At 37.7% G+C, this 25,654-nt stretch carries 22 protein-coding genes and 2 pseudogenes; 6 read left to right on the top strand and 18 right to left on the bottom strand.

Annotation, left to right across the window (positions count from 1 at the left end; genetic code table 11):
• Positions 1-164: 164 nt before the first annotated feature.
• Complete coding sequence (locus tag MUN87_RS15315) at positions 165-1,586, top strand: PepSY-associated TM helix domain-containing protein (RefSeq protein ID WP_244741425.1); 1,422 nt, start codon at positions 165-167, stop codon at positions 1,584-1,586.
• Positions 1,587-1,650: 64 nt separating this feature from the next.
• Here the strand turns inward: MUN87_RS15315 and MUN87_RS15310 are convergent, their stop codons facing one another.
• On the bottom strand, positions 1,651-1,815 hold the full coding sequence (locus tag MUN87_RS15310) for a hypothetical protein (protein ID WP_244741424.1): 165 nt from the start codon (positions 1,813-1,815) through the stop codon (positions 1,651-1,653).
• A gap of 125 nt (positions 1,816-1,940) precedes the next feature.
• Here MUN87_RS15310 and MUN87_RS15305 point away from each other — a divergent pair, with 125 nt between their 5' ends.
• A complete protein-coding gene (locus MUN87_RS15305; RefSeq protein WP_244741422.1) occupies positions 1,941-2,846 on the top strand; it encodes an SDR family oxidoreductase in 906 nt (301 codons plus the stop codon).
• A gap of 49 nt (positions 2,847-2,895) precedes the next feature.
• Here the strand turns inward: MUN87_RS15305 and MUN87_RS15300 are convergent, their stop codons facing one another.
• From MUN87_RS15300 to MUN87_RS15275, 6 genes and pseudogenes are all read right to left on the bottom strand, one after another.
• Positions 2,896-3,696 (bottom strand): peptidoglycan-binding protein, encoded by an 801-nt coding sequence (locus MUN87_RS15300; RefSeq protein WP_244741421.1) that lies wholly within the window; start codon positions 3,694-3,696, stop codon positions 2,896-2,898.
• Between the two features lie 270 nt (positions 3,697-3,966).
• On the bottom strand, positions 3,967-5,055 hold the full coding sequence (locus MUN87_RS15295) for a C40 family peptidase (RefSeq protein WP_244741419.1): 1,089 nt from the start codon (positions 5,053-5,055) through the stop codon (positions 3,967-3,969).
• Between the two features lie 495 nt (positions 5,056-5,550).
• Positions 5,551-5,985, bottom strand: a complete 435-nt coding sequence (locus tag MUN87_RS15290; RefSeq protein WP_244741417.1) for a cell wall hydrolase — start codon at positions 5,983-5,985, stop codon at positions 5,551-5,553.
• Between the two features lie 134 nt (positions 5,986-6,119).
• Positions 6,120-7,166, bottom strand: a complete 1,047-nt coding sequence (locus MUN87_RS15285) for a metal ABC transporter solute-binding protein, Zn/Mn family (RefSeq protein ID WP_244741415.1) — start codon at positions 7,164-7,166, stop codon at positions 6,120-6,122.
• A gap of 58 nt (positions 7,167-7,224) precedes the next feature.
• Positions 7,225-7,429, bottom strand: a pseudogene (locus MUN87_RS15280) (uS14 family ribosomal protein).
• A 179-nt stretch (positions 7,430-7,608) separates the two neighbouring features.
• On the bottom strand, positions 7,609-8,376 hold the full coding sequence (locus MUN87_RS15275; protein ID WP_244747977.1) for a ZinT family metal-binding protein: 768 nt from the start codon (positions 8,374-8,376) through the stop codon (positions 7,609-7,611).
• 198 nt (positions 8,377-8,574) lie between these two features.
• On the opposite strand from MUN87_RS15275, the gene MUN87_RS15270 reads away from it, so the two are divergent.
• Together MUN87_RS15270 and MUN87_RS15265 are read left to right on the top strand one after the other, a co-directional pair.
• Complete coding sequence (locus MUN87_RS15270) at positions 8,575-10,119, top strand: spore germination protein (protein WP_244741413.1); 1,545 nt, start codon at positions 8,575-8,577, stop codon at positions 10,117-10,119.
• Between the two features lie 50 nt (positions 10,120-10,169).
• Positions 10,170-11,342 carry a Ger(x)C family spore germination protein gene (locus MUN87_RS15265; protein ID WP_244741411.1) on the top strand — a complete coding sequence of 391 codons (1,173 nt, stop codon included), beginning with the start codon at positions 10,170-10,172 and terminating at the stop codon, positions 11,340-11,342.
• 133 nt (positions 11,343-11,475) lie between these two features.
• On the opposite strand, the gene MUN87_RS15260 is transcribed toward MUN87_RS15265, so the two are convergent.
• The 8 genes and pseudogenes from MUN87_RS15260 to MUN87_RS15225 all read right to left on the bottom strand — a co-directional run bounded on the left by MUN87_RS15260 (position 11,476) and on the right by MUN87_RS15225 (position 17,526).
• Positions 11,476-12,570, bottom strand: coding sequence for a GerAB/ArcD/ProY family transporter (locus MUN87_RS15260; RefSeq protein ID WP_244741409.1), 1,095 nt, complete (start codon positions 12,568-12,570; stop codon positions 11,476-11,478).
• Between the two features lie 581 nt (positions 12,571-13,151).
• Positions 13,152-13,829 (bottom strand): DUF1129 family protein, encoded by a 678-nt coding sequence (locus MUN87_RS15255; protein WP_244741407.1) that lies wholly within the window; start codon positions 13,827-13,829, stop codon positions 13,152-13,154.
• Complete coding sequence (locus tag MUN87_RS15250) at positions 13,826-14,158, bottom strand: PadR family transcriptional regulator (protein ID WP_244741405.1); 333 nt, start codon at positions 14,156-14,158, stop codon at positions 13,826-13,828. The genes MUN87_RS15255 and MUN87_RS15250 overlap by 4 nt, the downstream gene beginning before the upstream one ends.
• A gap of 140 nt (positions 14,159-14,298) precedes the next feature.
• Positions 14,299-14,889, bottom strand: a complete 591-nt coding sequence (locus MUN87_RS15245; RefSeq protein WP_244741404.1) for a DUF5673 domain-containing protein — start codon at positions 14,887-14,889, stop codon at positions 14,299-14,301.
• Between the two features lie 93 nt (positions 14,890-14,982).
• Positions 14,983-15,777: a GNAT family N-acetyltransferase gene (locus MUN87_RS15240; protein ID WP_244741402.1), complete on the bottom strand. Its 795-nt coding sequence runs from the start codon at positions 15,775-15,777 to the stop codon at positions 14,983-14,985.
• 25 nt (positions 15,778-15,802) lie between these two features.
• Positions 15,803-16,395, bottom strand: a pseudogene (locus tag MUN87_RS15235) (YdeI/OmpD-associated family protein).
• Positions 16,396-16,489: 94 nt separating this feature from the next.
• On the bottom strand, positions 16,490-17,176 hold the full coding sequence (locus tag MUN87_RS15230; RefSeq protein ID WP_244741400.1) for an HAD family hydrolase: 687 nt from the start codon (positions 17,174-17,176) through the stop codon (positions 16,490-16,492).
• A 26-nt stretch (positions 17,177-17,202) separates the two neighbouring features.
• Complete coding sequence (locus MUN87_RS15225; protein ID WP_244741399.1) at positions 17,203-17,526, bottom strand: MazG nucleotide pyrophosphohydrolase domain-containing protein; 324 nt, start codon at positions 17,524-17,526, stop codon at positions 17,203-17,205.
• Positions 17,527-17,817: 291 nt separating this feature from the next.
• On the opposite strand from MUN87_RS15225, the gene ilvD reads away from it, so the two are divergent.
• Positions 17,818-19,491 (top strand): dihydroxy-acid dehydratase, encoded by a 1,674-nt coding sequence (ilvD, locus tag MUN87_RS15220; RefSeq protein WP_244741397.1) that lies wholly within the window; start codon positions 17,818-17,820, stop codon positions 19,489-19,491.
• A gap of 169 nt (positions 19,492-19,660) precedes the next feature.
• On the opposite strand, the gene MUN87_RS15215 is transcribed toward ilvD, so the two are convergent.
• The 3 genes from MUN87_RS15215 to glmS all read right to left on the bottom strand — a co-directional run bounded on the left by MUN87_RS15215 (position 19,661) and on the right by glmS (position 25,050).
• Positions 19,661-20,332, bottom strand: coding sequence for a FadR/GntR family transcriptional regulator (locus MUN87_RS15215; RefSeq protein ID WP_244741395.1), 672 nt, complete (start codon positions 20,330-20,332; stop codon positions 19,661-19,663).
• Positions 20,333-20,631: 299 nt separating this feature from the next.
• Positions 20,632-21,360: an MOSC domain-containing protein gene (locus MUN87_RS15210; protein ID WP_244741394.1), complete on the bottom strand. Its 729-nt coding sequence runs from the start codon at positions 21,358-21,360 to the stop codon at positions 20,632-20,634.
• Between the two features lie 1,887 nt (positions 21,361-23,247).
• On the bottom strand, positions 23,248-25,050 hold the full coding sequence (glmS, locus tag MUN87_RS15205; RefSeq protein ID WP_244741392.1) for a glutamine--fructose-6-phosphate transaminase (isomerizing): 1,803 nt from the start codon (positions 25,048-25,050) through the stop codon (positions 23,248-23,250).
• 424 nt (positions 25,051-25,474) lie between these two features.
• On the opposite strand from glmS, the gene MUN87_RS22460 reads away from it, so the two are divergent.
• Complete coding sequence (locus MUN87_RS22460; protein WP_369413942.1) at positions 25,475-25,612, top strand: putative holin-like toxin; 138 nt, start codon at positions 25,475-25,477, stop codon at positions 25,610-25,612.
• Positions 25,613-25,654: the final 42 nt, after the last annotated feature.

Below are 25,654 nucleotides of genomic sequence, written 5' to 3'. Positions count from 1 at the left end.
AACTGACACAAATAACCCTTCATCATGAAAAAAATGACAATTTCACACCTTGTTCATCAATACTTAACAGAAATAACACAAGTAATTGCTAAAATCAGAGTAAACACCAGGAGCAAAACACTCAATTCTCACAACTATGGTCTTATAAAAGGAGTAGATGATGAATGAATAAAACGGCTACAAAATTAGAACCAACTGTGAAGCAGAGTGTGGATAAAAGAAAAAACGCGAACATTTACAAAGCAATTTGGAGATGGCACTTTTACGCTGGAGTTTTTTTCGCTCCACTCCTCATTTTCTTAACAATCACAGGAGGGATTTATCTCTTTAAACCTCAAATAGAAGATTTCATTTACCATGACCTATATTATGTAGATGAACAAGAACAGACTGTATCCGTGAACAAGCAAATCAATGAAGTAAAAGAGCAATATCCAAATGCTTCGATTAACAGCTTTACTCCATCCTACCAAGGAGATAAATCTTCCGTCATTGGAATTACCAAAAATGGAAAAAGTATGTCCGTTTATGTTAATCCATACGATGCCTCTATCAAAGGATCTATCAATGAGAATGAACGATTTATGGCATTTGTACTTGACTTACATAATGGAAAGTTATGGGGCGGTACGTTAGGCAACAGATTAGTAGAGCTTGCTGCATGCTGGGCAATTATTCTGGTACTCTCTGGTGTCTATTTATGGTGGCCACGAAATAGAAAGTCATTGTTCGGAACAGTACTTCCACGAATCATATCGTTTAGAGGAAAAAGAATGTTTTGGCGTGACATGCATGCAGTTACAGCTTTTTGGCTATCCATCTTTATTATCATTCAATTGCTCTCGGGTCTGATGTGGTCAGATGTTTGGGGAAGCATGGCCAATCGCGCAATCGCATCAACAGGCGAGGGAAGTCCTGTTGGCGACTCTCCATGGGAGAGCTATGCGTTTCCCAGTTCAACCATCCCGACTAAAGAAGTGGCAGATGTACCTTGGGCGGCAGAAAACATGCGGGTGCCAGAGTCAAATAACAATCATACAGCAACTATACCGATTCAAGAAGTCATACAAACTGCGGAAAATAATCAAATTAATCCAGGTTACCAAATCGTTTTTCCACAGACTGAACAAGGTGTCTATACTATATTTTTAGATCCTGCTAAAGTCTTTCCAAACCGGCCGAACCCATGGACACAACAGACATTGCACCTGGACCAGTATAGCGGAGAGATATTAGCCTCTTATGGTTGGGAAGATTATGGAATCTTAGGGAAAATGGTTTCACTCGGCATTTCCTTTCATCAAGGTGAGTTCGGATTCTTTAGTCAAATTTGCATGCTTGCATTGGTAATTGGCATTTTGCTTATTGCTATCAGTGGAATGGTTATGTGGTGGAAGCGAAAACCTGAAGGAAAGCTAGGTGCTCCATCATTACCAAAAGATTTTAAGCTACTCAAGGGATTAACTGTTATTGTTATTGCGCTTGGCATCTTCTTTCCACTAACAGGTATATCTCTTCTTCTAATTTGGATTATTGATTATTTGATAATCAGAAGAATATCTCGAGCAAAACAGTGGCTAGGATAGAATGCAGGACAGGCGCTCCTATTAATGATTCAAGGCAATGGCACAACCATTGCCTTGATTATCATTACAACACCGGATAATACGGTACATATTGCGGATTCGTATAGTAAGGGGGCCGGAACGTTATTTGAGGAGCATTAAACGTATATTGCTTATAACGAACAGTTTCTTTGGCAAAAGGCGCCGATAACAATAAATATCTTACTTCTGGATTATAGTAATAATTCACCCCGTTCACCTCCTGCTGTTACTCTATGCAAAACCCCTTTTGTTGGACCTTTGTGAAAAAAGATACACGACATTCGCCTAAAAGGAATACATTATTCCATCATGAAATCTAAGGAGGTCTTTTGTATGTCTGAAGATAGGTCTTATCCCATGCACCCAAATTACGGCAAAATTACAAGGTATGAAGATATTCCTTTAACGGTTCCGGAACAAAGACAATACCGGCAGCCCGGTGTAGAGAATGTTATGGTTCCAAAGCCAATTATTGAGAATCCAAATTATAATGGAAGCGGGAAGCTCGAAGGAAAAGTAGCACTGATTACAGGTGGAGACAGTGGTATGGGAGCGGCGGCTGCTATCGCTTTTGCGAAGGAAGGTGCAGATCTTGCTATCGCCTATTTAGATGAACACGAAGATGCAGAAAGAACGAAGAAAAGGATAGAAGAATTGGATAGAAGTTGCTTGTTATTACCCGGGGATCTACGCAAAAAACAACAATGTATAGATATCGTGGAACGAACGGTGGAGAAGTTTGGCAAGCTTGATATATTGTGCAACCATGTCGGCATTCAGTTTCAACAATTAGATTTATTGGATATTTCGGATGAACAGTTTGACGATACCTTTAAAGTAAATATATACGCTCATTTTTATACAACTCGAGCTGCCCTCCCATACTTAAAAGCAGGAAGCTCTATTATCAATACCAGTTCTGTTGTTGCTTTTGAAGGATTTGAACAATTAATCGATTACACTGCCACCAAATCCGCTAATTTAGGTTTTACGAGAGCACTCGCCAATAATTTAGTAAAAAAAGGTATCAGAGTAAATGCTATTGCGCCAGGTAAAATCTGGACACCACTAATACCTTCAAGTTTTTCTCCTGATCAGGTTACGCTTGTTAACAATCCCATGAAGCGGCAAGGGCAACCATTTGAAGTCGCTCCCACATTTGTCTACCTTGCTTCTGATGATTCAAGATTTGTGACCGGACAAACACTTCACGTTAATGGCGGTCAAGTATTTGGTTAATGGTAGCAGGCTGACCCATCACTTCTGCACATGGGTCAGCTACTGCCTTTTATTCAATGATTGTTACACTTACGTCTTTGCGTCCCCATTGCATCGCATCGTCTGGATTTGGAATGAAGACATCAATTTTATTACCATTAATCGCACTTCCGATATCAGCTGCGATCGCTACACCATATCCTTCTACTTTTACGATTGAACCTAACGGAATGACACTAGGGTCTACAGCAATTACTTTCGCATCAGAATATTTATTTAAATCGAGTCCCATTCTAGTAACGCCTGAGCAACCATCACAGCTAGCAGTATATGCTGTACTTTCGACTGTTAATGTTTTTCCTGCTTCTGTATCACGATCTGCAATGTTGTCCAACGCCGATCTTGTATTAGGACCTGCAACACCGTCTACAGTTAATCCTTGTTCTCGTTGAAAGTTCTTAACTGAATCCTTTGTACCTGCTCCATAAATTCCGTCTACACTTCCACTATAATGACCTGCTTCTTTGAGCTGGTTCTGAATTTGAGTGACATGCTTGCCGTTGTCCCCTTTTCGCAGGACTTGCACTGCATGATATGTTTCAGGTCCTGCAATTCCATCTACTTTTAAATTACGTTGTCGTTGAAAATCTTTAACTGCTTCTTCCGTAATGACCCCATAATACCCTGTTGCTGTATGGTATGGGAAAACTCCTTTTGTCATTAGGTGTTCTTGTAATTCCTCAGCATCTGACCCTGAAGAGCCATTTGCCAGAATACGATCTCCCATGGCAGCTTCTGCAAATGTCGGTGCGGCAAACATAAAGAAGCCGAGTACCGTTAACATAAACATTGCTTTGCATGTTTTTAACATAAAATAATTCCTCCCTATTTTTCTTTACATAAAGAGAGTTCGAGAGGAAGTAGATTTGTTTGCATGTAGAAACTAGAATCGCATCATTCGACTCTTAATAATCCAATATTATGAAAATAACCGTGTTGTCAGCACTTCTTGAACAATGCAGTACATCTGTTTAATATTACCTATATCACTCGATAAATCTATGATTCACTTCTTTATCAGAAACGATATAACTAAAAAAAGTCCCATTCACTAGAATTAATAGCGAATGAGACATAACTCTTAATAAAACCTTTTGAAACTCTCAAAATGTTTTTTCCAATAGGAGTTATCCAAACTGTGAACCACCACTCCATTAGAAGATGCATGGATAAACTGATTATCTCCTACATAGATTCCCATATGGGATATACCAGATTTATAAGTACCTTCAAAGAATACTAAATCCCCCACTTTAGGAGTATTTACATAATGAGAACGATCATAGTAACCAGCACTAGAAAGACGACGAATATCTTGCATGCCAGCTTGTTTATATACATAATATATGTATCCGCTGCAATCAAACCCACTCGGTGTGGAGCCACCCCACAAATAATCCGTTCCTTTTAAGCTTGTTGCCAGATTGATTAGTTTGGTAACATTGTAATCAACATTATCTGGTGTTTCATTGCTAGAATTAGCCGAGCTTTCATCTGATGAAGTAACCTTGCTTGTAACCTTTATTTTCTGCCCAATATAAATAATATCTGAACTTAATTTATTCCATTTCTTTAAATTTGCCACAGTAACACTATACTTAGCACTAATATGAGAAAGTGTATCTCCTGATTTAACTGTATAAACAGTTGTAGCAGGACTCTTCTCGTCCGACTTGTTCGATGTGTTGTTGGATGCTGACGAGTCGTTATTGTCAGAACCACTATTTGTATTCGGTTTTGACACGACAAATACATTACCAGGATAAATTAACGTCGTATCTAAATCATTCCACTTCATCAAATTATTAAGTGAGATTTTATGTTTAGATGCGATTCCACTAAGGGTATCACCGGCTTTTACTGTATATTTGCTAACGGACGTACTAGATGGATTGGTCTGACTGTTATTATTGTTTGTATTATTGCTATTATTATTATTAGATGTTTTAGAGGAAGTTTGCAATACTTGCTTCGGGTAAATTATATTAGACGAAAGCTTATTGATATCGATCAACGCTTGAACACTTGTATTATACGTGTGAGCAATCTTCCATAATGAATCCCCACTTTGAACTTTATGTGATGCAGCCTCAGCTTCATCTGCCCCAACTACCGCTGATGCAATTGCAGCACCGAGCGTCACCGACATTACCATTTTTTTATTCGCCATTTTATTTGTGTCCTCCTATTCTTTATCAAAGCGATCTGCGAATCTCAAATTGGAAAACTTTAACTAAGATTCATAGCTAGTCCTATTATACCTGTTTATTGCGAAAAATGATAGATGACATCGAATTTTGTTAGTAAAAATTTACGATATCTTTTAGCAGAACTTTTTACCTATGTTATTTAAGATTATTGTCGCAAATAAAAAGGTTCTATCTAGTCGCAAAAATATTGATATGATTTATACTCCACACATATTTCCCAATTAATATTATATATTAAAATGTAATATAGGCTTATTTTAGTATTTATGTATCTATTTTTCACGAAGATTAACTGTTTCGCTACTGTTTTGTCATACTGATTAACATAGAACATAAAGCTATTTATAATAAAAGTTTTGTTAAAATGATTGTAATTATAGCAACAAAGAACCGGATCCTTTGGAAAGGAATCCGGTTCTTTGCAGAAATGTGTCTTATGAAAAAAAATATAGTTACTAATAAACACTATCACATGTTCCGGCTGCCGGCTCATAATAACAATGATTTTTAAATTGTCCCGCAAATGGCTGACCATACCATGTCGGAGGACACGGAGCATATGGATTGAAATACCATAGCGAATATTTACCTGGATGCTCACGCCAGAAATCCAAATTTCTCTTCGCTAACCTTTTTTCCACTTCTCTTGCCCTGTTATAAAATAAATTCCCCTTCTGCACCGCTTCAAAAGAATAGTTGCCACCTTGCACTTGATAAATAACTTGTGGAATGGTTCTAACATCCTTGAAATCTAAACAATCTGCAACAGCACGGTTCACAATGACATTTCCGACATACAGCATACCTTGTTTTCCTTCACCCTCGGCTTCTGCCCTCATCATTCTTGCCATCAGATCAATATCCGAGCTTTTGTATTTTACTCTTGGCATATTCTCACCCCAACACATTGTATGAAAAAAGCCTATTTTGTTGCATTGTCTTGCAAAAGTTATTTGGGTGATATTGTAAAGAACTCCTTTATGGACAGCTTTTTATCTTCGCCCATTTTCTTGCCCTAACTGACTCATTCTGCTAATGCAGTGAGAAGCGTATCGAGGTTTCTTTGCATTAAGGTAAAGTAATCTTCATCATTCTCCACATCTTCTTCTGTTAACACCGACAGATTATGAATATTTAACGAATCGACATTGGTTTCCTTTTGAATGATGTTAGCTATTTTTGGTTCTACATTTTGTTCAAATAGCAAATAGTGAATATTATGATCACCTACTATTTCAATGATTTCTTCCAATTTTTTCTGTGAAGGTTCATTAGATGGAGATAAGCCAGAAATAGCTATTTGTTCAATTCCATAAGCCTCTTCCCAATAGCCATATGCTGCATGTGTTACAAGGATTTCACTTCTTGCAGCATTTTCTAGTTGCTCATGAAAAGTCTTATCTAAATCCTCAAGACGCGTTTGTAACTCACTAAAATTAGCTTCAAATTCATCTTCCGCACTTGGTTTTAATTCGACTAACATATTTTTAATATTCTCCGCCAGGTCAATAGAACGTATCGGATCTAACCAAACATGAGGATCTTTATCTCCATGGCTGTGGCTGTGCTCATGACCTTCTTCTCCTTCTGTCTCTTCACTGTGCGTATGGTCTTCTCCCTCATGTTCATGGGAATGTGCCTCTTCACTATGATCATGAGAATGGTCTAATAATGTAATATTATTTGCAGCTTTCAGTACCTTTACCTCTTCATCTTGAATTGCTTCCTCAATACTTTCACCGTACGATTCCATATTAGGACCACTATAAATAAACGCATCTGCAGCAGCAATATCTACCATTGTTTTAGAAGTGGGCTCATATGTATGGGCATCTGCTCCTAATGGTAAGATGGATTCTACATGGACATGCTCACCACCAATTTGTTCTGCAAAATATGCCAATGGGTATAGTGTGGTGAACAGCTGTAATTTATCTGTACTTTCTTCACTGTCATTCGTACTCTTACTACTTTGATTACTGTCTTCTGATGTTTGGTCTGAGCCACATGCCGCTAAAAACAACAATGCAATCAGACTTAATAAAATAGTTATTCTACTGTAAATTCTCATCCTTACCCTTCCTCCATTCAACTATCAATTATTACCTTAATAACGCAATAACCTTGCATTACCAGCTGAATTTCTTAACTAAAAGCAGTTGTCCCTTTATGGGCAAACTCTCTTAAAGCAATACGTGTCATTTGGAACATCCCCTGACCTGGTACTACGATTGTTTAAGCGGATCGGTGAAGATCCCACGGCAATTTATGAAGTGCTTCATCATCACCTTTTGCTGTTAATTCTTTTCTTAAAGCTTCATATCGCTCCACCATTTCCTGGCGCTTGTTACAACTTTAGACTTCTTCGCCATTCAACGCACGCTCCTTTTCTTCTAATTATCCAAGACTATCAAACAACTCCGCGTAAATAGTAATGATTACGATCTATTGTTTAAAAAAATATTTCATTAATAAAGTAGAACTATTATATCATGGTTTTGAATGTACCCTCTTTAATGTGCCATCATTTCATGAGCAATATCGTGTCCATCCATCTCTGAAGGATAGTATGTAGGCCAGTTACTTAATTCATCGAATAAAGCTTCCCGGTCGTCTCCCATATATAAATGGTAGTGGCCAGCTTCTGTCGGATATATACTGTGATCGCTAAATTGTATATAGGAAGGAAGTCCATCCGCTGCCTCTTTTATTTTAAAAACATATCGAACTCCTCTGTTGCCTGCTTCATAATTTAGAATTTCATAGTCATCATACAGATACTCTCCAGTAAGTTCTTCACCATCTCTATAGAATGTTACATTATTTCCTTGAATTACAATACGTTCAACATCCGTTTGGTAACCTGTCTTATAATACTCCTTATATTCCTCAGCAGTCTTACCACCCTCATGCTCTGCTTTATAGGTGAATACCTCATCCAGTGTACCATCTTCTAGATAAGGATAGACAGACTGCCAATCCCCTTCCCAATCTGAAAGCGAACGATCCTCGACTTGACTGTCTTCAAAATAGCCATTATAAATTTCTTCCGTTTCTTCGTCACCCGCATGACTATGTTCATGATCATGATTATGATCCTCTTCCTCCGCATTTTCAGTTGTATCTTCTTGTGTGTCAGAAGAACTCTCCGCATCCGTTGCAACTGTCGTTTCACTTGCGGCAGCCTCATCCTCCGATCCTTCAGAAGATTGACAACCCGCAATAAGTAGTATTGAACTAAGCAAAAATAGCGCTAGCCCCTTCGAAAAACTAACATTCATCATAAAGACTCCCTTTTTTAAATCGTAATCATTACGCTTTGTAGTATATAGGCAATTCAAAAAAACGTCAAGGATAAAATTGATATTAATTAAAATGCTTATTTAGTGAAATTGCGAATGAAATTATTATCTTTGGTGTATGTTATTGTCATTTTTACAAACTCTAAAATAAAAAGTTTTGTAAACGGGGTATTATGAATGCTAAATAGAGTTCGCCAAGCTTTTCGTCAAAAAAGAAATGACGCTTCTAATAGAAATAATCAAAATAAAAATGGTTCTCCTATCAAAAACAAAACAAATGAGAATAAAGCAGAATTAAATAAACTGTTATTTAACAGTATAGATATTAAATACCGAGAGTTTGCTATCGGTGATCAGAACCCAATTCATTGTTTGATTTGTTATACAGAAGGGTTAGTTAATAAAGATGACATTAATTCTTTTATTTTAGAACCTTTATTGAGTGCCAGTTCATCAGAAAGAATAGATCAAATGACATCTGATGCGATCTATCCGCACATCAAAAATCAAATCCTAACCTCAACAAGCGTGACAGAAGTTGCGAGTCTCGACAATGCAATCAGTGGTATATTATCAGGAAAAACTGCCTTATTCATCAATGGAGAAAATGCTGCTCTACTAATTTCAACAGAAGGTTTTGCAGCAAGAAAAGTTGAAGAACCTGATACTGAATCAACAGTAAGGGGATCTAGAGAAGGATTTAATGAAGTATTAAATGTTAATACTTCATTAATCAGAAGAAAAATAAATAATCCTAATTTAACCTTTGAAGAAATGACAATAGGGAAACAAACGCAAACAAAGATCAGAATCGGATATATTTCAGGAATTGCTAATCCTAAGGTAGTAGAAGAAGTAAAAAAAAGATTAAACGAAATTGATACAGACACTATATTGGAATCTGGATATATCGAGCAATTTATTGAAGATCATCCATACTCTATTTTCCCCACAATTGGAAATAGTGAGAAATCAGATAAAGTTGCTGGAAAAATATTAGAAGGCCGAGTTGCAATATTTTGTAATGGAACACCTTTCGTTTTAACTGTTCCTCATTTACTGATTGAAGTATTTCAGGTTCCCGAAGACTATTATTCACGCCCTTTTCTAGTGTCGGTCATGCGTTTATTTAGACTTGGGGCATTTTTTTTAACCTTAATTACACCGGCATTCTTTGTTGCCATTGCCACCTACCATCATGAAATGGTACCTGCTTTTTTACTTGTAACAATGGCCGCTGCTGAGGAAAAGGTTCCATTCCCCGTCTTCTTAGAAGCGATTATGATGATTGTTATATTTGAAATATTAAGAGAAGCAGGGGTGCGAATGCCTCGGCCAATCGGTTCAGCTATCAGCATTGTCGGTGCATTGGTAATTGGCGAAGCGACGGTTCAGGCAGGACTTATAAGCGCCCCAATGGTTATTGTTGTAGCACTTACAGCTATCACCGGGTTTGTTGTTTCCGCTATAAACGATGCGATTATCATTATTAGATTCTTTCTACTTGTACTAGCAGGAACACTAGGTTTTTATGGTTTATTAATGGGACTCCTTGTGGTTATTGGTCATCTATGTTCATTACGTTCATTTGGTTCTCCTTTTTTGGCACCGTTTGGACCAATATTTTTCAGCGAATGGAAAGACTCCTTTATCAGGATGCCATTAAGGTCTTTAAAATTCAGACCTCGAACTATAACTTGGAAAAGGTCTAAACGACAATAATCTGCTTGGAAACTCATACCTCCTAAAATCAACAAGAAGGACTGACAATTTTGAAAAAAACTATCATATTATTAGCACTTTTCTTGTTAGTGGGATGTTGGGATCGACAAGAATTAACAGATATTGGAATTGTCGGTGCTATTGCTATTGATAAAGCTGATAATAATAAAGAATATATTCTTACCTTACAATTTTTACGACCTGCTGCACAGAGCACCCAAACCCCGACACCCGACGAGCCTTTTTTAATGGTCTCCGTAACTGGCGAAAATTTAGCACAGCTAATGCGAAAGGCTAATCGTGTCATTGACCGTAATGGTTTTTACGATCACAATAAATTAGTTATTATTAGTGACAAAGTAGCAGAAGAAGGATTACTTCCTATTGTCGAAACCTTTCATCGCAGAAAGGAAATTCGATCTCATGCCTGGCTTGCTATAACGAAAGAACAAGAAGCTAGATCGATACTAGAGAATAGAGAGCACGGTATTTCACGTGTTCCGGCAAATTTTCTAAACGGCCAGTTCCATACTTCTAATTATTATGCCATAAGTACCACGTTGCTTAGTTTTTTTAAGGAAGCACTTCAGGCAGGTACCAATCCTGTAGTTGGATCAATCTTTACGGAAAAAGATGAGAAGTTAGGGGAAAAGACAGTTCTTGAGGGTGGAGCGGTCTTTAAGAAAGATGCTTTAATAGGCTTTATCAATGAAGGAGAAACTGCAGTATATAATTGGATCCAAGCAGACGATGAAATTAAAACGAGAGGAGCCATTTCGATACCACTGCATAATGAAGATAATGCTGAATATGTTACATTACTGATGAATGATAGCCGTTCGAAAATCAAACCAAGTCTTAATAATGACCGTCTAGAATCCTTTGATATCACGATTCGTCACATTGTAGAGATATCAGGAGATCAATTATCCTACAACTTTAAAAGCAGAAAACAATACCATGAATATTTAAAAAAAGTGGAAAAAAAATCTGAGGAGTTTTTAACAAACCAAGTCCATGCTTTAATTGACAAAGCGCAAAAAGATTTCCAAACCGACATTTTTGGCTTTGGCGAAACACTATATAAAACAGACCCAAAAGTTTGGAATACAGTGAAGGATAACTGGCCAGATACGTTTTCAAACATTCCATATGAAGTAAATCTCACTGTGGATATAAAAAATACAGGTTTACTTCAAGGTTCATTGGAAGCAAAGGAATAACTGACCTATTTTTTTATTAAGAATCGAATGAAGTAAAAAATAATCACTAACAACAAAATAAAAAAATAAATCCCACCACCTATAGCTATTATAGCTAATAAAGGATCGGCTCTTAATACAGAAAAATCAAACATTAATTCTCACCCTTTCGTTGCAATATTTTTTTCTTCAGTACAGCAATGAGTAAGATGAGGAGTGGAAGTACTGCATAAATCAAAATAACATATCCTCCCCCTTCCATTCCTTTCCACCTTTGATCATCCAGACTATTAAAGTGAATTCTGGTATATATCGGAAATATCAAACCACTAATGATAATTACAAGTTTTGGATTCTTCTTCTTAAACAGCCAGGTTATAGCAAGGGAGTATGCTAAAAAATGCGTAGCCGTTTTGTAAAACCCTCCGATAAACAAGATAAAAACGCCGATACTGTCCAGGTTTGTTATAATCATTGCTACTTTTATGGATAATAAAGTTTCTAATAAAGGAATTTGCGTAACTTTTGCTAGATCTGCGCCCAATATACAAATGATTACAATTGTTGATGTTAATAATAAGATGGTTGAAGTTGCTACAGCTATATACGTTGTTTTCCGGATTTTTTCTTTTTTTTCAATCAAATGCCACAACATTAGAAATACAACCATTTCTCCGAATGGAAAAGCAACAACAATCGGCAATTCTTTTAATACTGGCTGTATCCCTTCACCTAATATTGGTTCTACATTCGAAAAATCGAATTCTGCCGAAAACAAATTAAATACAAAGACCATAATTAAAAACAATAGTAAATAAGGAAATAGAATTTCAACTGTTCTCACAAACACCTCTACACCTAAACATAAAATATACATAATGACGAATATATATAAATAAAATATTACTATAATCGGCGTTTTAGGAAGTGCTGTCAGTTTGATAAGTGCTCCGAACTCATAAAAATTATGATTTGCCTGATTAAAGAAATATAAACCAAATAGAAGCAATAACGGCTTGGCCATTATGTTACCTAGGACGTCATTTAATATTTCAGAAAAATTTTCAAACGCATAGTATTTTGGAAATTCTGTATAGACCCATACCAAAAGAAAACTAATAGCATAAGCTATCAGGATGACTAACCACGCATCTTGTTTTGCGCCGATACCTACAGCAAACAATGTTGTACTGCCAACCTCAAACGCTACGATCAGTGCAAATAATTGAATATTTGAGATTTTGTTCACGATTTAGCACTCCCCGGATGACAAATGATACTACCTATTACATTGTCGCCATATTCGGGTTACGTTATAAGTATTCTTAATTAGATAGACAGCCCATTTTCATGATTTTCAGTTACAAATAAGAAAAATCGGCTAAACAGTGCCCGGTCCTAACTAACGAAAGTATGAATACAACTACCTATAATACCTATGGGTTAGATCTACAAAGGAGACATGAGTTAACATTTTGATTTTTTATCCTCATGTCCCATTTGTTGCAGTTTCATTCTTAAATTACCTTATGCATAGCACTGCTGCTTTTAGCTATTTCTAACGTTGTAGCACTTCACTAGAGCGCAGGAAAGATATTATCTTTCCGAGGAAGCTGAACCCGCCCCCACAGCACGCAGAGCATATTTCCAAAGCATTGCTACGCACTCAAAACATATCAAAAATATCATATCTGAAATTTCACTTCACATAATCCGTATTATAAGAACCTACCCTTTTATTTCTTAATCTTAGAAGCGGAGCGCCTGGAAAATATGGACAGAGATAATAGATTAACGGTGTGTAGAAGAAGCCTTGCTCGAGGTTAGTACTCAGCTCTTCTTAAACAAAAGCGTACCTAAAGCAAAAAAGATACCACCGATAATCATCAAACTGTATACGGGCACTGTGATCGTTGTCCCCATGTCTGGCACCAAATAAAACAAAGCAAGGAAAGTACTGAAGGGGATAATACCAAACAAAACAGCGGTCAGACCGAAGTCCACTACTTTATTTATACGTTTAAAACAGACCCATTTTAAATAACGGATAACATAATAAACGACGACAAAAACGATACCGATAGAAACGAGCGAAATTACGGTTAATGTACCTAAGTAATAGGTTTCGCTTCCTTCTAATTTCCCAAATCCATAATACAAAATGGAGTGAAAGAATCCATTAAAAAAAGTACTGACACCAAGAAAATAAAACAGACCCATAAAAATTAACATCATTCTTTTTTTAGTCAATGTTTTTGGTAATTCTTCAATAATTTGATCAGCATACCGTTTCGGATCCTCTCCAAACAGCTCCGCAGTATCTTTACCTTCTCGTTGCAGAATTAATAAATGGTCTAACAATTCCATTAAAATTTCTTCTGATTCTTGCTGTGATTTTCCATATGATAAACGAATGTACAGGAGCATATCCTCGTACAATTTCTTATTGTCATCATCTAGCAATTTTCGTTTTTCGTTATTTTCAGCTATTAGAATGTTACTATTCATTCTACTTCCTCCTCTTCTGTTAATAATTGATCTACCGGCACCTTAAGACTGTTCCAATTCTTTTTAAAGCTTGCTAATGATTCGTATCCTTTGGCAGTCAGGGTATAGTATTTGCGATTAGGACCACTGGGGGATTTCCTCATTTCCCCTTGAATTAACTTATCTTTTTGCAACCGTAATAAAATTGGATAAATAGAACCTTCACTTACGTCTATCCCCTGCCCTTGTAATTTCATTGCTAATTCATAACCATATACAGATTCTTTGGAGATAATAGCTAAAATACACCCCTCTAATATTCCTTTTAATAATTGACTCCTTACAGACATTCCCTCACCTACCTTGCATTGCATGATACCTGCTAAATAAAATAACAAGATATTTAGTATCTTGTTATACAATATAGATATATTATAGTGCCTTTTGTTAATAATTTCAAGTATTTGAAGTTAGTAATCCATCAAATCGTTTACTCGTTGCTCCATTTCAGACTACTCGATTCATTATGAATTTTCTTATTTAGAATTTGCACCAACTTTGTCTTCATCTCTTTTGAAGTAATAATACAGCTTATCGAGCTAATACCAGTTTTTATTTTTAGCTCAAAGCCATTGTGATTCACTTCTTTTTCGAAGCCATAGTATTTATGGTTGATATCGATCGGAATAAGCTGAAAGGATTTCATTTTATCCCAAGGAATAAATCGACTGCCACTGATTATGCCATCATCAACAACAGCAAATAGATTGAAGAGCTGCTGTGAATAGATGTAAGCTGGAATTAATACTAAATAAACAGACTGAAACTCGTTTGAAAGTAAGTCATAAATGAATATAATACTTAATAACAGCAGAATAAAAGCATACATGAACAGTGCTGTTTTTTGTGTAGAATAGCTGGGAAAATCCACTGTCTGCTGAGGGTGTCTTCTTAAAGATATCAACTCTTCACTGGTTGTTGGCAGGATTATTTGTTTCTTCATTTTCCGCAAGACTTGGATTAACTTATAGTTGTAATAACTAATTAGAAACAGAAATACAAGGCTTAACAGTATTTCCAATCTAGGCACCACCTTTAAATTATTTCTTAATCAAAGTAAAAGGAGAGGGTATATATAGGTGTACTCTCTCCAACTTTTTATACTAAATTGGTATTACTCATATCGAATCATCGTCCAAAACCCAATATCCTCAAATCCCATCCGCTTATAAATATTTCCCGCTGCCGGATTGTCGTAAAACAGACAAAGTGATTTGCCTTCTGCTAACAGTTCGCTGCACAGCTTTTCCATACATAATGTTGCATATCCCTGCCGTTCATATGCTGGTCTTGTTCCCACACCAACAATCATCGCAGATTGCGAATTCTCTGCTGTAGAAGATGCAGAGGCAACCATTGTACCTTGCTCGTTTCGTACGATATACGTTCTTCCTGTTTTATCTTCCGCTTCACGCTTCCTCGCTTCCACACTAAAGTAGCCACCTTCAAATTCAGGAATTGAACGTAACATATCAACGTTGTCTTTATATTCGGAGGCCTGTAAATAACTGACCTGAAGCAAACGTTCCTGCTCGACTTCATAACTTATGGCACTACATTTAGCATAATAGGTCTCATGAAGTTTCTTAACCTCTCTTTTTATCAATGGTTTTAACGGTTCTATTATGTACTTTAATCCACTTATTTCTAATCGGCCACCAGCATTATTGATAATTTCTGCAAAACCTTGAACATCATACGCTTGCTCGCTAAACGGTATATAATTCTGTTCGTAGCGTAACAAAATCGCTATCAGTTTTTCGTTTTCGAATTGTCCCCAAAGCTCTTGGATATCTGCGTCATACCCATAAGCCTCAATATCGCCAATAATGAACAAATTTTCCGCAGGCTTATGTCCAATAAGCGCCATGACTGAATCATGATCATTAGCGTTTAGCTTTCGAATCATCCTATCCCCTCCTGGTTATCTGCAGCTAATCATTCAGCCCTTTTCCTTCCATAATCGGTTTTATGCTTTTTTCGATTCTGGATGCTCTCGTCGCGGATCGTTTTGCTTTAGAGAAATGAAAAATATATGCGCGTTGTCTTCCGGGAGTTAATTTTTCAAAAGCAGTTTGTAATTCAGGAAGTTCATCGAATTTCTGCTGGAGTTCTTCGGGGTATTGTATTCTTCGTGCTTTTTCAATTCCACTTCCAACCCGGCCTTTTCCACTTCAATAGCTTGCAAGATATATTCCTTCACGAACTCAGCATTGTCGACTATTTCTTCCAGATTAGTAAACCGCAACTGGCGGGCTGCTTGTACGTTTTCCGTTTGTTGTATCAGCATGTTATGCGGATCCTTTAACAATGCCCCCTTGTGAAACAGCAATGCACAATAATCTTTAAACCCATGAATCAGGACAACATTTTTATTATTTAGTGTATAGCAGGGATGTTTCCACTTAAAGTCCTCTGTCAGCTCACAATCAAGTACAATCTCACGAAGCTTCACGAATTCTTCCTTCCATTTTGATTCCTTTTCCAGATACATATCCACAGTAGGGTTCCGTTCATTTTTCGACATACAGGTGCACCTCTTTCGTTAATCGATTAATATTTCTTATTAGATTACCATATTTTCAATCACTACCTCTACCATTATCACCATTTTATAGTTATTACTCTATAAAATGCCGCTTAGTTCCTAGCAATTCAGTCAATGAGCCGACTTTCACCCAATCACGACCTGTATAGCGATGATACCGGTCAACTAAAATTCCTCTCATTCCGGACGCTTTCGCACCTTCCATATCGTATTTAATAGAGTCTCCAATCATCCATGCTTGAGATTCCACCACATGTAATGCATCTAATACGTGGCAGAACGCTTTCTTATCGGGCTTAGAAAATCCTGTTTCAGAGCTGATATAAAAATGCTTTATATATTTTTCAAGCCCCAGTGAGGCGATCTTTTTACGCTGGCCGTCAGCAGGACCATTGGTAAGTAATGCCAACTCAAAATCTGACTCTGACAATTTCTCGAGAAAAAGCTTCGCATCAGGGAAAAGCTCTATATTTTGATTGGCTTCATCCATATAAATCTTATTTAAAGTAGTGACAAATTCCGCTGTAGGCGAATCTAGTGCTTCAGCAAACCTTCTGAATCTATATTCTGCAATAGTTATCTTTTTTCTCGTGAATTGATTGAATAATTCAGGTTCTATCTTCTCGTATCGATCCCAAAAACGTTCGGCATTTATCTCTCTGGCACTTACATATTGCTCTATTTTTCTCTTAGCATTGTGCTTAGCCTGCTGGTAATCACATAAAGTATCGTCCAAATCCATCATTAAACATTTCTTCATCAGTTTGTATCCCCTTCTGAAACTGCTTAATTTGAGTCAGTATAACGACTATTTAGTTTTTTACGGTGGGACTGAAGAATACTTTCCAGGGAAATATCGTATTTGTTCGCTATTACAATAAGATTCCCGAGTACATCACCCAATTCCTCTGTAAGCTCTTGTTTCTGTTCATCTAATGAACCGGCCACTTCATCTGGTCTGTCTCTGCCAATTTCAAGTGCTCTTATCGCCCGTGCCACTTCTCCCGTTTCCTCCGCTAAAAATCCTATTCGGATAAAAATATCTAACTCTGACCAGCCGCGCTCTTCGTAATAGTTTTTAACCCATTGTTGAAAATCATCAATATTCATGTCCGTCTTCCCCCAATCTATTGTTACAGTTAACCTAGATTATACAGGTTTTCTTAAAAAATATAACCATTTATTTGGTAATGTTTCAGCTTTATCCATCAAAAGAATTAACATATAGGATAAAACAACCTATTTATCTTATATAACTTATATATAACACAACGATAATCTCAAGAAAAAACAATACATCTATTTTAAAAACCCCCTAATAGTCATACAACGTTATTGACAGCAGACAACATACATTATAAAATACATTAAACAAATAAAAATTAAAGGATGTGTGTGCAGATGAGAAGAAGTGACACGATTAAAATTGGGGTAGATCGTGCTCCTCATCGTAGCTTGTTGTATGCTACAGGAAAAGTAAAAGCAAAGGATTTGGGAAAACCATTTATCGGCATTTGCAACTCCTATATTGATATCATTCCTGGTCATGTCCATTTACGCGAATTTGCTGAAGTAGTAAAAGAAGCTATCATTGAAGCTGGCGGTATTCCTTTTGAATTTAATACGATTGGTGTCGACGATGGTATTGCAATGGGGCATATCGGCATGCGCTACTCATTACCGAGCCGTGAGCTGATTGCTGACAGTGCAGAAACGGTTATAAATGCACACTGGTTTGATGGTGTATTTTATATTCCTAACTGCGACAAAATTACACCTGGTATGCTAATGGCTGCCGCTCGTACCAATGTACCTTCCGTATTTGTGTCTGGTGGTCCAATGGAAGCTGGTACTAGTTCAAGTGGAAAGCAGCTTTCACTGACTTCTGTTTTTGAAGGGGTAGGTGCCTACAAATCTGGAAAGATGACCGAAGAAGAATTTAATGATATCGAGAATAACGCTTGTCCAACCTGTGGATCATGTTCGGGAATGTTCACCGCAAATTCGATGAACTGTTTAATGGAAATGTTAGGTGTAGCCCTCCCTGGAAATGGATCGATTGTGGCGACAAGTGATAAACGTAAAGAATTGATTCGTGAAGCGGCTAAACATCTTATTCGTATGGTTGATGATGATGTGAAACCACGCGATATCATTACAAAAGAAGCAATCGATGATGCATTCGCACTCGATATGGCCATGGGTGGATCTACCAATACAGTGCTGCACACACTCGCGATTGCCAATGAAGCAGGTATCGATTATAACCTTGCCGATGTTAATAAAATTGCAGCCCGCGTTCCATACCTTGCGAAGATTATGCCTGCATCCGATCTCTCCATGGATGACATTAATAAGGCAGGTGGCGTGAGCTCCATCATTAACGAATTAACAAAAATACCTGACGCAATCCATCCAGATCGATTAACAATAACGGGTAAGACGATGGGAGAATTAGTTAGTGGCTATCAAATTACGAATGAACAGGTGATTCGTACAAAAGATAATCCATACAGTCCGGTCGGTGGTTTATCGATTTTATACGGTAACATTGCCCCTGAAGGTGCGGTTATTAAAGTAGGAGCTGTGGATCCGGCGATTAAAGAATTTGAAGGTGAAGCCATTGTCTTTGATTCTCAGGAGGAAGCACAAGAAGCGATTGATAATGGTGCGGTCAAAGAAGGACATGTTGTCGTAATTCGGTATGAAGGCCCTAAAGGTGGACCTGGAATGCCGGAGATGTTAGCTCCAACATCAGCTATTATGGGCCGTGGTTTAGGCAGTACGGTGGCGTTACTGACAGATGGTCGTTTTTCAGGTGCATCCCGCGGTATTTCAATCGGACATATTTCTCCTGAAGCAGCAGAGGGAGGACCTATTGCATTGATCGAAAATGGAGATAAAATTATCATCGACTTACCAAATCGAACCCTTAATGTTAACGTATCGGACGACGTGTTAGAAGAGCGCAGAAAATCTTTGAAACCTTTTGAGCCAAAGATTAAAAATGGCTGGTTAGGCAGATATTCAAAACTTGTAACAAACGCTTCAAACGGCGGTGTGATGAGTATATAAATAATAGATTCATATAATTTCACCAAAATAAACGTTCGGACAAAATTGTGCCGAACGTTTATTTCTTATATTTTAAGAAAAACGAGGGAAAGCCCACCGGTCCTAGCTAACATAAATCATATACAACTGCCTATTATATTCGGCATGTTTACTTCTATATCATCAAAAATCATTCAATCCCTAACTCTCTCATTGCATGCAAAATATGAATCCTCATTGCACTTCTCGCACCTTCGGGATTGCGATTCAGCATGAATTCCATAATCATATTATGATCGTTGATCGTGTCTTTGATCGCTAATTCTTTTTTCTTGGAGAGGATGACTCCCTTATCGATCGCTTGATAAATAACTGGCATCAGCTTTTCCATGAATTCATTATGCGTCGCTTTCACGATAGATTTATGGAATTTTTGTTCAACATCGGTACGATCCTCATAACGCTTTATTTTCTCTTCGATTTGCTTACCATAGTCCAATATACGTTTCAATTCGGCGTCACTTGCTCTCGTTGTTGCGTAATAAGCCGCTTCTGGTTCAAAGATTAGACGCATTTCGTATAAATCTTTCGCATTAATTTTGGCATCAGTAAGAAAGCTTAAGGATTCTAAACTTTTTATATCAAGATCATCTATAATATATGTACCTTTTCCACGTCTAATTTCTAAAATACCGTTCGTCACCAATATTCGAATCGCCTCACGAAGGGTTGTCCTGCTAATATTCAGCTCCTCTGATAACTCATTTTCGTTTGGAAGCTTATCGCCCGGAACAAAGCGTTTCTCTATTGTAATCATCGACATTAAATCATCCGCTACACTGTCTGATAGCCTTTTTTGCATATATTTTATCACCCTGTTTTTTCTCTAGTATAGCATATAGGCAGTGCGTTCACATTTCTAATGACAGATGGGCTCATTCATTGATTTTTAAAATGATAGAAGATACTTCTTCAACAATTCAGTTATACAGAATAAAGTGAGACTTCAATCAGGGAGGGTTTGACCCCATTGATTGCTAGCGAAACTTATTGTCCGTTTATCTCCCTCTTAGTTTCTTATTTATCTCTCGCATTTTGAAGAAGTATCATTACGGACGGTTAGCGCCGTGATAAAATATATTGAGGCCGAATTCATTCATACTACTCCACTAAATGAACTTCATCATCGAGATGAATATCACCTGTTTTGATCACAGATGCATAAACTCCAAAATTATTTTTCCTTTCTTTTATAACGGTTTTATGTAAGCTCGGGTCTCGTTCGGCATCTTCTGGATCAACCGTTATGATCATACACCTTTTACAATGTCCGACAAATTCCATTTCTACTTCCTGTCCGATCTTAATGCGACGACCAATCCATTCTTCTTCAATAAATGGTTTCTTATCAAGTAATGAAATAAATAAATTTGGTCGAAAACGTCTCAAATCTACTCGGTCCTTCCCCCATAATTCTTCCAACTTATCCAAAGAAGCATCTGTTGCGAGGAGAACATGTTCTACCGCAATGGGGCCAATCGGAACATGTGACGGCGTGTATTGTCTAGTAGAAATTTTTCGTTGGGATTTGTCTTCCATTTCTTCGATTAAGCCTTGATCTTGCCAATCAAAAACCTCTCCTTCTGGTGTAATCACCTCAACATTTGGGTACTTGTCCAAAGATTCTTCTCCAACAAATCTCGCCTGATACCGAACCATTTCCTGAAATTGTGCTATCGTTAAAAAATCCGTTTCTTTTGTTTGATCCAAATAAGCGTGGCTGCGGTCTCCATACAGACCATAATCCATTATTTTAGATTGTTGTACCGCTTCACCTCGAAGCGATTTTACAGGATGGCGGACAATTTCTTTGATGTGACCGATTAACATTCCATTCACTCCAATATATGTATTTTAACCTACCACGATTCTAACAGAGCGTGTTTTGTAACTCTACTACCCCGAACTAATAAGAGAAAATGCAAGTTCTTTAACTTTTTGACTAGCTAACTTATAAGTAAGAAAAACCGGCCATAACCCGCCCGGTCCTAATTGACTTAATCAATAAACAACTTCCCATAATATGGATTATGTCAACTAAGGCTATATGGCAAAACAGTCATTTTGAAATATTTTATCTGCGTTGCAAAGCTCCGGAAATAGGCTCCGCGTCCTGTGGGCACGGCTTCAGCTAGGCTACTACTTGAACAGCATCTTTGCTGCCTTGTGCCGAGGAAGCTCACTTCGAAGCGATACTTGCAGACACAGGCACAGACCAAGTGGATCTTCAGCTCGCGCTGATTCCACGGGAGTCTCCGCCTATTTCCTACGCTTTAGGGAAGTGCTACATCATATGGAACAGCTAAAAGCAGTGGATCTAGGCATTATGTTATTCATTCAATTGCTGTTATATATACAGTGATCAATATGCTATCTCTTACAAAAGTTGTAGAGTCCACATCCTAGCGTAGGCCAACCACGGAGACTCCCGCGGGACAGGCAGGCGCTGAAGATCCACTTTGTAAAGTGATTTTCTTTACAAAGTTAGCTTCAGCCGTGCCCCGCAGGACGCGGAGTGGTTGGACGGAGCGGTATCCCAGCACATGAATCATTTCAAAATTACCACCAAGCATAAAGCGCCTAGTTGGCATAATCCATATTATAGGAACCTATCTTCTGTCCCCAAGTAACTCACTCTTACAAAACCCCAAACCTCACACACCCCCTTACCCCACATACACTCACGCCCTTTTTCACTCCTAAATCTTCGCCGTTTATTTTAACTCGGTTTTACAAAGAAAAGCATCATTTATTGTCGAAATTAATCGAAAATTATTCGGGAAAGAATCGAAAAATGGAACTCGGTTTTACAGAGTAGATTGGAGAATTAAGAGAATAGATAGAAGAATCATAACGCTTTTTTCTTACTCTCTACCTCATATTTTTCCACGCACTAACGTTTTTTCTTTTACCTCCAACCCTTGTCATGCATAGTTTCTCAGACTTTTCTTCAAACAAAAAAGAACCGAGAAGCTGTACAAATAGTACGTTCTCGATTCTTCTTGAAGTATTACCTAAAGCTGATATATAAATGGGTCTCGCTGCCCCTGCTTTGTAAAACTGACTTACATTTTGTAAAAAGAGTTACATTTTTGTAAGTGTCCCCCAACATTAATCTCTTTCCCTCCCCAAATCACCCTCAATCCCATACCACACCTAACTCCAACCCACTTTTACAAATAATGGTGCGTAATTAATGTTTTTCCGTAAAACAGCCGATTTTGACCCGATTCACTCGTTGCGAAATTTGTCGAACGGTAACTTTGTTTTTCCGTAACAAAGAAATGGCTGAAAGGAAATAGAAAAAGAACAGAAGATAAAGGATACCCTTAACTTCTGCTCTAAACCTTTATATATCAAGTTTTATTTGATGCTGAACCATTTCATTATCACTTCATTTTTCTCTCACATCTTCTCCAAAAGTCTCTCTCAAATGCTCTTTCTTCTCCTAATCACGGAAAAACATTAATACTTACGGAAAGAGATTAAGACTTATGGAAAAACATTAATTGTGGGTGACAGTAAGAGAGAGTTACATGGGGACATCTTCCTATTCAGCATGATTACTTCTACGACTGTACTTATATACTTTCTCTGCTTATAAAAAAGAACAGAAGAAAAAGATTCCTTTTTCTTCTGTTCAAACATTAATATATCGATTTTTACAACGATTTAATATAAATCATTCACAAACTATTATTTCTTTCTGCACTCCGTTTACTCGACAGTAACACTCTTCGCAAGGTTACGTGGCTTATCTACATCACAATCACGATGAAGTGCTGCGTAATAGGATAGTAACTGCATCGGGATTACACTTACTAATGGTGTCAGTAATTCGTGAACTTCTGGTAAGACAAACTGGTCTGTGTCTTTTTCAAGTCCTTTCAAACTAACTACACAAGTGTTCGCTCCACGAGCTGCTACCTCTTGTACATTACCTCGGATGGAAAGATTAACATTCTCTTGGGTAGCAATAGCGATAACTGGTGTTCCTTCTTCAATCAACGCAATCGTACCGTGCTTCAATTCACCACCAGCAAAGCCTTCTGCCTGGATATAAGAGATTTCTTTCAGTTTTAATGCTGCTTCCTGAACAACATAATAATCGACACCTCGACCAATGAAAAATGCATTTCGAGTTGTTTCAAACATTTCCTGGGCAATACGTTCGAATTCTTCTTTTTGATCCGTTAATGTTTCCATCGCACTTGCTACGATACCAAGTTCCTGAAGTGGATCAAATGATAAATCAATACCTTTTGCTCTTGCGCTGTCCACTGCCAAGATCGCTAATACAGCAATTTGAGCTGTATATGCTTTGGTAGAAGCCACTGCAATTTCTGGGCCTGCATGCAAGTGCAACGTATAGTCTGCTTCACGAGAAAGGGTAGAGCCTGGCACATTTGTAATCGTTAATGCCGGGTGCCCTAAAGCTTTTGTTTGAACTAATACAGAACGACTGTCTGCTGTTTCTCCACTTTGAGAGATAAAGACAAATAATGGTTTCTCCGATAACATTGGCATATTATAAGAGAACTCACTTGCAATATGCACTTCAACTGGAATATTTGCTAAACGCTCAATAAATTGTTTTCCAACTAAACCAGCATGATAACTGGTTCCTGCTGCAATGATATAAATACGATCCGCTTTTTTCATCGCTTTGCGAATGTCTTTATCCAATTTAATCGTATCATTCTTATCCTGATATTCTTGAATGATTTTACGCATAACAAACGGCTGCTCATCAATTTCTTTTAACATAAAATGCGGGTATGTTCCTTTTTCGGTATCAGAAGCGTCAATTTCTGCAACATAAGACTCGCGCTCCACTACAGTACCGTCCAGCTTCTGGATTTCCACACCGTTACGCTTTACTAATACGATTTCTTTGTCTTCAATTTCTACATAACGATTCGTTTCTTTTAATGTTGCCATTGCATCACTTGCTACCACATTAAATCCTTCACCTAGTCCGACTAACAATGGACTTTTGTTTTTCGCAACATAAATAAGCTCCGGATTTGTATTATCAATTAATGCAATAGCATAGGAACCTTTTAATACAGAAAGTGCCTTCCGAAAGCCGTCCAAGACATCTTCTGTCTGATTCGCAAAATACTCCACTAACTGAACTACGATTTCCGTGTCTGTTTCGCTCTTTAACGTAACATCATGTAAGAATTCATCGCGAACTTCATAGTAGTTCTCGATTACACCATTGTGCACTAGTGTAAAACGCCCTGATGCACTTTGGTGCGGGTGCGCATTGTCTTCACTCGGTTCACCGTGTGTAGCCCAGCGAGTATGCCCGATCCCTAAATTAGCTTGCACGCTTGCATCTACTTTTTCACGCAATCCTGCAATTCTTCCCTTAACCTTTGTTACGTTGACACCTTCATCATTTAAAATAGCAATACCTGCAGAGTCGTATCCGCGGTACTCCAATTTTTCTAATCCAGTTAACAAGATTTCCTTTGAATCATTTGCTCCAATATATCCTACAATTCCGCACATAACGTTGTTTCCTCCTTGAAATTAAGGGGCAAACAACCGATCCTTTTTGACATGGGGCGATTATTTGCCCCTTTCTCGTGTTTGATATGTCACCTCGTTCCTATTCTTGTTCAAAAAGTTGCCTTCTTGTTTTCGAATAGAGACATTACGGTTGAGATGGACAACCGGGAGGCATCCGCCGATCATTCTCGATAAACCTCCTCCTCGTCAGCTATGAATTCGTCCGTTCACATAGCCCTGGCGCTTTACAGTTAATACACTTCGTTACTCCTTTCTATTTTTGAGTAGGTCGTATTAGAAACGACTATTACATTTTACTTGAAAAGATCTTTTTAGGCAACAATTTTTGTAAAAAGACCTACTAACATACTATGCACCGCTATGCCTTACGTGTCACTCCAATTGCCTTCCTGTAACGCGGATTATGTTTAGCTGCTTAGTAGTCATTTTGAAATATTTCAAGTGCTCGCTCACGCTCATGATTTCGTTTGCTACGATGATCATAGCGCTCATCGCAGTCGTTGTCGCTATTTTGAACGAAAAAAATAGCCCCCTGTTCTGAGCAAAATGGGTAAGGGCTATTTTTCTCAAAGATAACGCCAAC

It is taken from the genome of Gracilibacillus salinarum, from assembly GCF_022919575.1.
Classification (GTDB): Bacteria; Bacillota; Bacilli; order Bacillales; family Amphibacillaceae; genus Gracilibacillus; species Gracilibacillus salinarum.
Note: the sequence above shows the minus strand (reverse complement) of the source record. Positions and strands in the feature narration are given on the sequence as shown.

Bases quoted from the DNA above. Each gene is read 5' to 3' on its own strand.
- ilvD (WP_244741397.1), top strand. From the start codon at position 17,818: ATGAGAAGAAGTGACACGATTAAAATTGGGGTAGATCGTGCTCCTCAT.
- MUN87_RS15295 (WP_244741419.1), bottom strand. From the start codon at position 5,055: ATGGCGAATAAAAAAATGGTAATGTCGGTGACGCTCGGTGCTGCAATT.
- MUN87_RS15275 (WP_244747977.1), bottom strand. From the start codon at position 8,376: ATGAATGTTAGTTTTTCGAAGGGGCTAGCGCTATTTTTGCTTAGTTCA.
- MUN87_RS15250 (WP_244741405.1), bottom strand. From the start codon at position 14,158: ATGTCTGTAAGGAGTCAATTATTAAAAGGAATATTAGAGGGGTGTATT.
- MUN87_RS15270 (WP_244741413.1), top strand. From the start codon at position 8,575: ATGCTAAATAGAGTTCGCCAAGCTTTTCGTCAAAAAAGAAATGACGCT.
- MUN87_RS15210 (WP_244741394.1), bottom strand. From the start codon at position 21,360: ATGTTAATCGGTCACATCAAAGAAATTGTCCGCCATCCTGTAAAATCG.
- glmS (WP_244741392.1), bottom strand. From the start codon at position 25,050: ATGTGCGGAATTGTAGGATATATTGGAGCAAATGATTCAAAGGAAATC.
- MUN87_RS15290 (WP_244741417.1), bottom strand. From the start codon at position 5,985: ATGCCAAGAGTAAAATACAAAAGCTCGGATATTGATCTGATGGCAAGA.
- MUN87_RS15315 (WP_244741425.1), top strand. From the start codon at position 165: ATGAATAAAACGGCTACAAAATTAGAACCAACTGTGAAGCAGAGTGTG.
- MUN87_RS15255 (WP_244741407.1), bottom strand. From the start codon at position 13,829: ATGAATAGTAACATTCTAATAGCTGAAAATAACGAAAAACGAAAATTG.
- MUN87_RS15215 (WP_244741395.1), bottom strand. From the start codon at position 20,332: ATGCAAAAAAGGCTATCAGACAGTGTAGCGGATGATTTAATGTCGATG.
- MUN87_RS22460 (WP_369413942.1), top strand. From the start codon at position 25,475: ATGTTTAGCTGCTTAGTAGTCATTTTGAAATATTTCAAGTGCTCGCTC.
- MUN87_RS15305 (WP_244741422.1), top strand. From the start codon at position 1,941: ATGTCTGAAGATAGGTCTTATCCCATGCACCCAAATTACGGCAAAATT.
- MUN87_RS15240 (WP_244741402.1), bottom strand. From the start codon at position 15,777: ATGATTCGAAAGCTAAACGCTAATGATCATGATTCAGTCATGGCGCTT.
- MUN87_RS15225 (WP_244741399.1), bottom strand. From the start codon at position 17,526: ATGAATATTGATGATTTTCAACAATGGGTTAAAAACTATTACGAAGAG.
- MUN87_RS15285 (WP_244741415.1), bottom strand. From the start codon at position 7,166: ATGAGAATTTACAGTAGAATAACTATTTTATTAAGTCTGATTGCATTG.
- MUN87_RS15300 (WP_244741421.1), bottom strand. From the start codon at position 3,696: ATGTTAAAAACATGCAAAGCAATGTTTATGTTAACGGTACTCGGCTTC.
- MUN87_RS15230 (WP_244741400.1), bottom strand. From the start codon at position 17,176: ATGAAGAAATGTTTAATGATGGATTTGGACGATACTTTATGTGATTAC.